The organism is Burkholderia sp. Tr-20355 (assembly GCF_017104685.1).
Classification (GTDB): Bacteria; Pseudomonadota; Gammaproteobacteria; order Burkholderiales; family Burkholderiaceae; genus Burkholderia; species Burkholderia seminalis.
Genome location: NZ_JAAGPK010000233.1, coordinates 1 through 9,350, shown reverse-complemented (window position 1 = coordinate 9,350; position 9,350 = coordinate 1). Strand labels below are relative to the sequence as shown.

The following is a 9,350-nucleotide window of genomic DNA, read 5'->3' as shown; positions in this document are numbered from 1 at the left end:
CGCGGCCGGTGCGGCCGGTCACGGCTCGCCGCGATGCGCGGCGGCACGTTTGCCCGCCCGGCCGCGCGCGGTTGTCTTGCCGCTGCGCGCGCCCGCGTTCGAGAACATCTTCATCTCCTGCAGGATGCCGCGCAGCAACGTATCGGCCGCGACGCCGAGCGTCCGTCCCGCCTTGACCAGCAGCCGTGCGTTGGCCGCCTCGAGCAACGGATGCGCGACGGGCACGGCGACGAGCTCGCCTGCCGCCAGTTCCTGATACGCCGCGAAGGCGGCGAGCAGCGTGACGCCGTCGTTGCGCTTCACGAAGTGGCGCAGCACGGCGAGCGAGTTGGTGGTGAGCGTCGGGTGGAGGTGGATGTTCTCCGCGTAGGCAAGCATCTGCACGGCCTGTCCGAGACCGAACGCGGGCGGCATCAGCGCGAGCGGATACCCGGCGAGTTCGCGTACCGCGACGGGGCGGCCGCGTACGGCGAGCGGGTGCCCGGGATGGACGAGCGCCACCACCGGCTGCGACGCGGTGGCGACGTACTCGATATCCGGATGCGCCGGCGGGTTGTAGGCCAGGCCGATATGCGCGCGGCTTTCGGCGACTTCCTGCAGCAACGTGCTGACCGGCAGGAGATCGACGGTGACGTCGAGCTTCGGGTAGCGCGCGCAGAAATCGGTGAGTACCTCGTCCATCAGGCAGTCGATATAGCCTTCGCTGGCCACGATGCGGATCTGGCCGTGCTGCAGCCCGCGAAGCGCCTGCAGGCGATCTTCGAAGAGCTCCTGCTGGGAACGGCAGCCGCGCCAGTATTCGAGCAGGTGTGCGGCGGCCTCGGTCGGCTGCACGCCGCGCGGCTGGCGCTCGAACAGCGGGGCGCCGATTTCTTCCTCGAGCAGGCGGATCTGCCGCGTGATGACGGACGGCGACGTGTTGATGCTGTCGGCCGCGCCGCGGATGGAGCCGTGCGTCAGGACTTCGTGGAAATAGCGCAGGCGGCGCTGGTTCAGTTCGCGCATGGTGTCGGTCCGTGTGCCTTCGAAGTGTTGCTCATTGAGCAACGATAACTCGCTTAGGTTGCTATTGCGCCGCTTTTTCGTCTCCTCGACGATTCGAACAGCGTTGAACATCGTTGCGGGATTCGAAGCAATAGGCCCTAAAGGAGAGCGCATGTCCGCCATTCCATCCCCTCAAGACCCGGTCGCGCCCGGCAGCCCGGCGCATCAGGCCCTCTACCGCAAGCTGAACTGGCGCCTGCTGCCGTTCCTGCTGCTCTGCTACACCTTCGCGTATCTCGATCGCGTGAATATCGGGTTCGCGAAGCTCGCGATGCAGAGCGACCTGGGTATCTCCGATGCGGTGTACGGGCTGGGCGCGGGCATCTTCTTTCTCGGCTACGTCCTGTTCGAGATCCCGAGCAACCTGCTGCTGCCGCGGATCGGCGCGCGCAAGACCATCAGCCGGATCATGGTGCTGTGGGGCCTGACGTCGGCCGGCATGATGTTCGTCCACGACGAGACCACGTTCTACGCGATGCGCTTCCTGCTCGGCGTGTTCGAGGCCGGCTTCGCGCCGGGAATGATCTTTTATCTGACGTACTGGTATGGCCAGCGCCGGATGGCGGGCGTGATGGCGGTCGTCATGCTCGCCGGCCCGATCGGCGGCGCGTTCGGCTCGCCGCTGTCGGCGTGGCTGATGACCGGGCTGTCCGGTGCCCACGGCCTGGCCGGCTGGCAGTGGATGTTCGTCGTCGAAGGCCTGCCGTGCGTGCTGTTCGGCGTGCTCGCGCTCAAGGTGCTGTCCGACCGGCCGGCCGATGCGAAATGGCTGACCGACGACGAGAAGCGGCTGCTCGCCGCCGAGCTGCACACCACCGATGCGGGCCATCACTCGTTCGGGCAGGTGGTGCGCGATCCGCGCGTGTACCTGCTGGCGTTTGCGTACTTCACGATCATCTGCGGGATCTACGCGGTGAGTTTCTGGCTGCCGTCGATCATCAAGGCCGACGGCGTGACCGACACGATGCAGATCGGGCTGTACTCGATGATTCCGTACGTGTGCGCCGCGATCGCGATGGTCGTCATCGGCCGCCGGTCGGACCGTCGCGGCGAGCGCCGTTTCCACAGCGCGGTGCCGGCCCTGATCGGCGCGATCGCGCTGGCCGTGGCGACGACGGCCAACGGCAATCTCGCCGTCTCGCTGGTCGGCATGACGATCGCCACGTCGATGATCTGGGCCGCGTACACGGTGTTCTGGGCGATTCCGTCGCAATACCTGAAGGGCGACGCCGCGGCGGGCGGCATCGCGTTGATCAACACGATCGGCCTGATCGGCGGCTTCCTGAGCCCGACCATCATCGGTGCGATCCACTCGGCGACCGGCAGCATGGCCGCGGGGCTGCTGGTCATGGTCGCACTGCTCGTCGCCGGTGCCGCGGTACTCGTGGCGAACCGGCTTCCCGCATCCCGCGACGCGCTGGCGACAGCCTGACGTCACGGGCCCGCGGGCATTCCAATATCCAGCGCGCCGTCGCCCGCCGGCCCTGACGGCGGGGTGCCGGCGCCTTGACGGCCTTTTCCGGAGACACATTTTTGAACACGCGCATCCTGATCGCCGGTTTCCAGCATGAAACCAATACGTTTGCACCGTCGAAAGCCGCATACGCCAACTTTGAGCGGGGCGAAGGCTTCCCGGCCATGGTGCGCGGCGAGGACGTGCTCGCGCTGCGCGACGTCAATATTCCCGCCGGCGGCTTCATCGCCGCGGCCGAACGGCGTGGCTGGACCTTGCTGCCGGTCATCTGGGCGGGCGCAAGCCCGTCGGCGCACGTGACCGAGGACGCGTTCGAGCGCATTGCCGGAGAAATCGTCGCGGCGGTTCGCCGCGGAGGCTACGACGCGGTGTACCTCGACCTGCACGGCGCGATGGTCGCCGAGCATACCGACGACGGCGAAGGCACGTTGCTCGAGCGCGTGCGTGCGGCGGTCGGCCCGGACGTGCCGGTGGTCGCGTCGCTCGACCTGCATGCCAACGTCACCGCGCGGATGCTGCGCGAGGCCGATGCGCTGGTCGCCTTTCGTACCTATCCGCACGTCGACATGGCCGAGACCGGCGCGCGCGCGGCCGCGCTGCTCGAGCGCCTGTTCGACGCGCGGGCGGGCCGCCGCCCGCTGCATCGCGCCGCGCGCCGGCTGCCGTTCCTGATTCCGATCAACGGCATGTGCACGCTGCTCGAACCTGCGCGCGGCATGTACGCGCGGCTCGCGGCGCTGGAGACCGGGGCCGTGGCGTCGCTGTCGTTCGCGCCGGGCTTTCCGGCGGCCGATTTCCCCGAATGCGGCCCGGTCATCTGGGGCTACGGCGACGACGCCGCGTCGGCCGAGGCGGCCGTGCAGGCGCTCCACGACAAGATGCTGGCGGACGAAGCCGCGTGGCAGGTGCCGTTCCTGTCGCCCGACGATGCCGTGCGCGAGGCCATGCGGCTGTCCGAGGGGGCCGGCAAGCCGGTCGTCATCGCCGATACGCAGGACAATCCCGGCGCGGGCGGCGACTCGAACACGACGGGCATGCTGCGGGCGTTGCTGCGCAACGGCGCGAAAGATGCCGCGATCGGCTTGATCTGGGACCCGGCGGCCGCGGCCGCGGCCCACCGTGCCGGTGTCGGTGCGTTCATCGACGTGGCGCTCGGCGGCGTCTCCGGCGTACCCGGCGACGCGCCGCACCACGCGCGTTTCGAGGTCGTGCACCTGTCCGACGGGGTATGCCGGTATGACGGCCCGATGATGAACGGCATGCGCGCGGATGTCGGCCCGGTCGCGTGCCTGCGGATCGACGGCGTGCTGATCGTGGTGAGCAGCGGCAAGGCGCAGATGCTCGACCGCAATCTCTATCGCGTGGGCGGGGTCGAGCCGGAATCGATGAAGATCCTCGTCAACAAGAGCTCGGTGCACTTCCGCGCCGATTTCCAGGGCATCGCCGAGGCGGTGCTGGTCGCCACGGCGCCTGGCCCGATGACGGCCGATCCGGCCGAGTTGCCGTGGACCCGGCTGGCGCCGGGAATCCGCATGAAGCCGACGGGAAAGGCGTTCGCCGGCAACGGCTGACGCGCGGCCGGCCGCTCAGCCGCGCCGCGCGACCAGTTCCGATACCGTCTGCGCGGCCTGCTGCAGCGGCCCGAGAAACTCCTTCACCATCTGTTTCGCGGTGTGCCGCTGCGCGTTGCCGCTGATGTTCATCGCCGCGATGATCTGCCCGCGCCGGTTGCGGATCGGCGCGGACAGCGACATCAGGCCCACTTCGAGTTCCTGGTCGACCACGGCCCAGCCCTGCTGGCGCACCTGCGCGATCGTTGCCTTCAGTTCGCCGAGATCCGTGATCGTGCGCGGCGTATGCGCGCGGATGCTGCTCTGCGCGAGCGTTTCGTCGAGCGCCGCGTCGTCGAGCGCGGACAGCAGCACGCGGCCCATCGACGTGCAGTACGCGGGCAGCCGGCTGCCGATCGACAGGTTGATCGTCATGATCTTGTGCGTCGGCACGCGCAGCACGTAGACGATCTCGGTGCGGTCGAGCACCGCGGCCGAGCAGCTTTCGTGGATCTGCGCGGACAATTGCTCCATCACCGGATCGGCGAGATTCCAGAACGGCATCGACGTGAGGTACGCGAAGCCGAGCTCGAGGATTTTCGGCGTGAGCCGGAACAGCCGGCCGTCGGCCTCGACATAGCCGAGCGTCTGCAGCGTGAGCAGGATCCGGCGCGCGCCTGCACGCGTGAGCCCGGTGGCCGACGCAACTTCGGTGAGCGTCTGCTCGGGCCGGGCCGCGTCGAACGCGCGGATGACCGCGAGGCCGCGCGCGAACGACTGCACATAGGAGTCGCCGGGTTTCGTCTGGGTGTCTTCGGTTGTCATGAGCGCCTGGAATATCGTGCAGCCGAGAAGATAGCGCATGGGGCCTGACACGCCAACCGCGCGGCAGGCCGCGCGCTTGACAGGTCGTCCCCGCACTCCCTATGATGCGTTGAACGTTCGATACACGATCTTATGTTCGTATATAGAACATTTAAGCGCATCCCGGCGGGCAATGCAAGGGGCGCGCCCTGTTCATTTCCCAGCCTTCATGGGACCGGAGACACTGATGACCGAAGCTTTTCTGTGTGATGCGATCCGTACGCCGATCGGGCGTTACGGCGGTGCACTGTCCGGCGTGCGCGCCGACGATCTGGGCGCGGTGCCGCTCAAGGCGCTCGTCGAGCGCAACCGCGACGTCGACTGGACGGCGATCGACGACGTGATCTACGGCTGCGCGAACCAGGCCGGCGAGGACAACCGCAACGTCGCACGCATGTCCGCGCTGCTCGCGGGCCTGCCGCAGGGCGTGCCGGGTTCGACGATCAACCGCCTGTGCGGTTCCGGGATGGATGCGGTCGGCGTGGCCGCGCGCGCGATCAAGTCCGGCGAAGCCGCGCTGATGGTCGCGGGCGGCGTCGAGAGCATGACGCGCGCGCCGTTCGTGATGGGCAAGGCCGCCAGCGCGTTCGCGCGCCAGGCCGACATCTTCGATACGACGATCGGCTGGCGTTTCGTCAATCCGCTGATGAAACAGCTGTACGGCGTCGACTCGATGCCGGAAACCGCCGAGAACGTCGCGGTCGACTACCACGTCAGCCGCGCGGATCAGGACCTGTTCGCGCTGCGCAGCCAGCAGAAGGCCGCGCGTGCGCAGCAGGACGGCACGCTGGCCGAGGAGATCGTGTCGGTCACGATCCCGCAGAAGAAGGGCGATCCGGTGGTCGTGTCGCGCGACGAGCATCCGCGTGAAACGTCGCTCGACACGCTCGCGAAGCTGAAGGGCGTCGTGCGCCCGGACGGCTCGGTGACGGCCGGCAACGCGTCGGGCGTCAACGACGGCGCCGCCGCGCTGCTGCTCGCGAACGAGGAAACCGCGAAGCGCTTCGGCCTGACGCCGCGGGCACGCGTGCTGGGTATCGCGACGGCCGGGGTGGCGCCGCGCGTGATGGGCATCGGCCCGGCGCCGGCCACGCAGAAGCTGCTCGCGCGGCTCGGGATGACGATCGACCAGTTCGACGTGATCGAGCTGAACGAGGCGTTCGCGTCGCAGGGCCTCGCGGTGCTGCGCATGCTCGGCGTCTCCGACGACGATCCCCGCGTGAACCCGAACGGCGGCGCGATCGCGCTCGGCCACCCGCTCGGCGCGTCGGGCGCGCGTCTCGTGACGACCGCGATGTACCAGTTGCATCGCACGAACGGCCGCTTCGCGCTGTGCACGATGTGCATCGGCGTCGGCCAGGGCATCGCGATCGCGATCGAACGCGTCTGATCGGTATGACGCGGTGACGCGGCCGGCCATGCGCCGCGTCACTGTCACTCCGCTTCGCAACGATGGGCGGCACGAGGAGGCTTGTGCCGCCCATCGTCGTTAACCGCGGAGCTGTTTGAGGCGCGCGTCGAGCGCGTCGATCTCGGTGTCCGCGAACACCTCGATGCCGTGCGCGCGCAGCAACGCCGCCGTGACGCCGGCGCCCGCATGCCGCCGGTGCGCGAAATGCCCGTCGTAAATGAACGTGCTGCCGCACGACGGACTGCCGTCGGCGAGGATCGCGAAACGGCAGTCGTGCGCCTGCGCGAGCGCCAGCGCGGTGCGCGCGCCGGATACGAAGGGCGCCGTCACGTCGGCGCCGTTCACGTCGACGATGCGTGCGGTACCCGACAGAACCTGCTGCCCCGATCCGCCTTCGGCGATTTCGGCGGGCGGGCGCGGCACGCCGAGGCCGCCCGCGAGTTCCGGGCAGACCGGCACGAGACGCCCCTCACGCTGCCACCGCGCGAGCGCTTCGTGCGCGGCGGTCTTCGCCGAGCCGTTGTAGCGGACCGGATGGCCGATCACGCACAGGCTGACGAGGATCTTCGGGGCGGCTGGCGGTGGCGGGTCGTGCTTCAATGTCGCGCTCCATGGCGGTTAATGGCGGCTGTTGGTCGCTTCGGCAGGGGGGGGAAATTCCCTGTGCCATCGCGCGTCGGATCGTCAGGCCGCCGGTCCTTCCAGATGGAGGTCCTCGGGCTCGAGCGCGTAAAGCTCGGGGTCGGGCGACGGGCTGATCGTGAAGCCGAGCCGCAGGTAGAAGTCGATCGTGTTCCGCGACGGCGTGGCGGACACATACAGGCGGCGCGCGCCCATCGCGCGTGCCTGCCCCTGCGCCGTGCGGTAGAGCTGCTCGCCGAGCCCGCAACCGCGCCAGTCGTGGCTCACGTGCAGGAACTTCAGTTGCAGCATGTCGCGTTGCGGGCCGAGCGGCCGGCTGTCGACGATCACCGCCGCGACGAGCCGTGCACCGTCGAACCTGCCGAGGAACCAGCCGCCGCGATCGTGGCAGTCGAGCAGGATCGGCGTGTAGTGGTCGGCTTCGCCGTCGGGCCAGCCGGCGACGTCGTGGAACTCGGGCACGAGGTGCAGCGTGCCGTCGCGCAGCACGTACAGGTGCTCGATGATCTCGCGCCGGTCGATGGTCCACACGAGCGGCACGTCGTCGCGTGCAAGGAGGCGGGCGGACAGCGCGTCGCGTTCGGCGGCGGTGCGGCGCGTCATGCGGCCACCCGGTGCGCGGCGATCGCATACATCAGCGGCAGGCGCGGCATGCCGTCGGGCGGCACCATCCGGCGGCCAGCCCGCTCGCGCATGCCGTCGAAGCCCTTCCAGCCGTTCGCATACGGATATTCGTTCAGGCGGTCGATCGCGAGCCCGGCCGACACGAGCGCGTTCACCACGTCGCCGATGCCCCACATGAACTCGTAGCTCGGGTGCGGATTCGCGAAATCGACGATGCCCGGATGATCGTGCCGCGCGCCGAGCCCGGTGCCGGACACCGCGACGTAGTCGCCGACGCCTGCCGGCTCCTCGGTCGCGTCGCGCTGGAAGTAGTCGTAGTGCGGCTGCCAGTGTTCATCGAAAACCAGCGCGAACGGATGGAACTCGACCATCGCGAAGCGGCCGCCCGGCGCGAGCAGCGCGGCGATCCCGCGCGCCCAGGCGATGAGGTCCGACAGCCAGCAGATCGCGCCGTACGACGTGAACACGCGGTCGAAGCGCTCGCCGCGCGCGGCCGCTTCGGGCATCCAGTCGAGCACGTCGGCGCGCTCGAACCGCGCGGGCAGCCCCGCATCGGCCGACAGCTGCCGCGCGAAGCCGATCGCCTCGTCGGAGATGTCGACGCCGGTGGCATCCGCGCCTTCGCGCACGAGGCTCAATGTGTCCTGTCCCGCGTTGCATTGCAGGTGCAGGAGCCGCAGGCCGGCGAGATCGCCGAGCAGCTTTCGTTCTTCCGGAAACAGCGTCGTGCCGCCATCGCGGAAAAACGCGGCCTGATCGCCTTTATGGCTGTTATGGGCGACCGTCGCCGTATTCCAGGACAGCCGATTCAGTTCATGCAATGCCTTTTTCATCGAATTCGAATTCCGGTGGAATGGAGCAGGATAGGCCATATCGTTTCGCCGTGCGCAATGGATGCCCGCATTGGCACGCCGGGCGGTGCGTTGTGACCGGCGGACACGCGTGCGCGGCGATTATCGCCGGAATATTTGATCGAAATCATGGTAATGGCTGGATTGCATATTTTATGCGCGGCAGGATTAAGGTTTTCTGCCGAATTGCCGACAGCAAGGACGAGAACGTCGTAAAGCGATCAACCGTTTTTCGGCTACTGAGCGTGATTTCAGCGCGGCGCGGACAACCAATCCGCCTTTCGGAGCCTTGCATGCGCAACAACCAGCCCGTTACCCAACAGGAATTCGATTTTCCCGACGACGTCACGCTGATGTCGACGACCGATGCCGACAGCTACATCACGTACGCGAACACGACATTCGCGCAGGTGAGCGGCTATTCGAACGAGGAACTCGTCGGCCAGCCGCACAATGCCGTGCGCCACCCGGACATGCCGCGCGAGGCGTTCGCCGACATGTGGGCGACGCTCAAGCGCGGCGAGCCGTGGACCGCGCTCGTGAAGAACCGCCGCAAGAACGGCGATCACTACTGGGTGCGCGCGAACGCGATTCCGGTGATGCGCAACGGCGAGCCGCAGGGCTACATGTCGGTGCGCACGAAGGCGCCGAGCGACGAGACCGTGGCCGCCGACGCGCTGTATCGCGCGTTTCGCGAAGGCAAGGCCGGCCAGCGCCGCTTCCACAAGGGGCTCGTGATCCGTACCGGGCTGCTGCGCATCGCGTCGCTGCCGCAGACGATGTCGGTGCGCGCGCGCGTGCATGCGGCGCTGGGCGTGCTGGCGCCGGTCGTCGTCGGCACGGGCTGGGCCTGCGGGCTGACCGGCGGCGCGCTCGCGGCGTTCGCCGCG

Annotated in this window: 9 protein-coding genes; 4 read left to right on the top strand and 5 right to left on the bottom strand. The window is 68.5% G+C overall.

Features of this window, described 5'->3' with window-relative positions; genetic code table 11:
* Positions 1 to 18 precede the first annotated feature (18 nt).
* Positions 19 to 1,005, bottom strand: a complete 987-nt coding sequence (locus G3N62_RS32585; RefSeq protein WP_049030051.1) for a LysR family transcriptional regulator — start codon at positions 1,003 to 1,005, stop codon at positions 19 to 21.
* Positions 1,006 to 1,156: 151 nt separating this feature from the next.
* Between G3N62_RS32585 and G3N62_RS32580 the strand changes: the two genes are divergently transcribed.
* Together G3N62_RS32580 and G3N62_RS32575 are read left to right on the top strand one after the other, a co-directional pair.
* Entirely contained in the window at positions 1,157 to 2,476 is a 1,320-nt protein-coding gene (locus G3N62_RS32580) for an MFS transporter (protein WP_059558985.1), read from the top strand.
* Between the two features lie 101 nt (positions 2,477 to 2,577).
* Positions 2,578 to 4,089, top strand: a complete 1,512-nt coding sequence (locus tag G3N62_RS32575; protein ID WP_124670360.1) for a M81 family metallopeptidase — start codon at positions 2,578 to 2,580, stop codon at positions 4,087 to 4,089.
* 15 nt (positions 4,090 to 4,104) lie between these two features.
* Here the strand turns inward: G3N62_RS32575 and G3N62_RS32570 are convergent, their stop codons facing one another.
* Positions 4,105 to 4,893: an IclR family transcriptional regulator gene (locus G3N62_RS32570; protein WP_049028801.1), complete on the bottom strand. Its 789-nt coding sequence runs from the start codon at positions 4,891 to 4,893 to the stop codon at positions 4,105 to 4,107.
* A gap of 226 nt (positions 4,894 to 5,119) precedes the next feature.
* On the opposite strand from G3N62_RS32570, the gene pcaF reads away from it, so the two are divergent.
* Positions 5,120 to 6,322, top strand: coding sequence for a 3-oxoadipyl-CoA thiolase (gene pcaF, locus G3N62_RS32565; RefSeq protein WP_124608548.1), 1,203 nt, complete (start codon positions 5,120 to 5,122; stop codon positions 6,320 to 6,322).
* A gap of 99 nt (positions 6,323 to 6,421) precedes the next feature.
* Here pcaF and G3N62_RS32560 read toward each other — a convergent pair whose 3' ends face one another.
* The 3 genes from G3N62_RS32560 to G3N62_RS32550 form a co-directional block, all read right to left on the bottom strand.
* Positions 6,422 to 6,943 (bottom strand): DUF523 domain-containing protein, encoded by a 522-nt coding sequence (locus tag G3N62_RS32560; protein ID WP_069706904.1) that lies wholly within the window; start codon positions 6,941 to 6,943, stop codon positions 6,422 to 6,424.
* A gap of 84 nt (positions 6,944 to 7,027) precedes the next feature.
* Positions 7,028 to 7,588, bottom strand: a complete 561-nt coding sequence (locus G3N62_RS32555; protein ID WP_059558978.1) for an N-acetyltransferase — start codon at positions 7,586 to 7,588, stop codon at positions 7,028 to 7,030.
* Positions 7,585 to 8,442, bottom strand: a complete 858-nt coding sequence (locus tag G3N62_RS32550; RefSeq protein ID WP_124670359.1) for a class I SAM-dependent methyltransferase — start codon at positions 8,440 to 8,442, stop codon at positions 7,585 to 7,587. Before G3N62_RS32550 ends, G3N62_RS32555 begins: the two co-directional genes overlap by 4 nt.
* Before the next feature lie 311 nt (positions 8,443 to 8,753).
* On the opposite strand from G3N62_RS32550, the gene G3N62_RS32545 reads away from it, so the two are divergent.
* Positions 8,754 to 9,350, top strand: a 597-nt coding sequence (locus tag G3N62_RS32545; RefSeq protein ID WP_206141433.1) for a PAS domain-containing protein, incomplete at its 3' end; no start/stop codon positions are given.

Bases quoted from the DNA above. Each gene is read 5' to 3' on its own strand.
- G3N62_RS32585 (WP_049030051.1), bottom strand. From the start codon at position 1,005: ATGCGCGAACTGAACCAGCGCCGCCTGCGCTATTTCCACGAAGTCCTG.
- G3N62_RS32580 (WP_059558985.1), top strand. From the start codon at position 1,157: ATGTCCGCCATTCCATCCCCTCAAGACCCGGTCGCGCCCGGCAGCCCG.
- G3N62_RS32570 (WP_049028801.1), bottom strand. From the start codon at position 4,893: ATGACAACCGAAGACACCCAGACGAAACCCGGCGACTCCTATGTGCAG.
- pcaF (WP_124608548.1), top strand. From the start codon at position 5,120: ATGACCGAAGCTTTTCTGTGTGATGCGATCCGTACGCCGATCGGGCGT.
- G3N62_RS32555 (WP_059558978.1), bottom strand. From the start codon at position 7,588: ATGACGCGCCGCACCGCCGCCGAACGCGACGCGCTGTCCGCCCGCCTC.
- G3N62_RS32550 (WP_124670359.1), bottom strand. From the start codon at position 8,442: ATGAAAAAGGCATTGCATGAACTGAATCGGCTGTCCTGGAATACGGCG.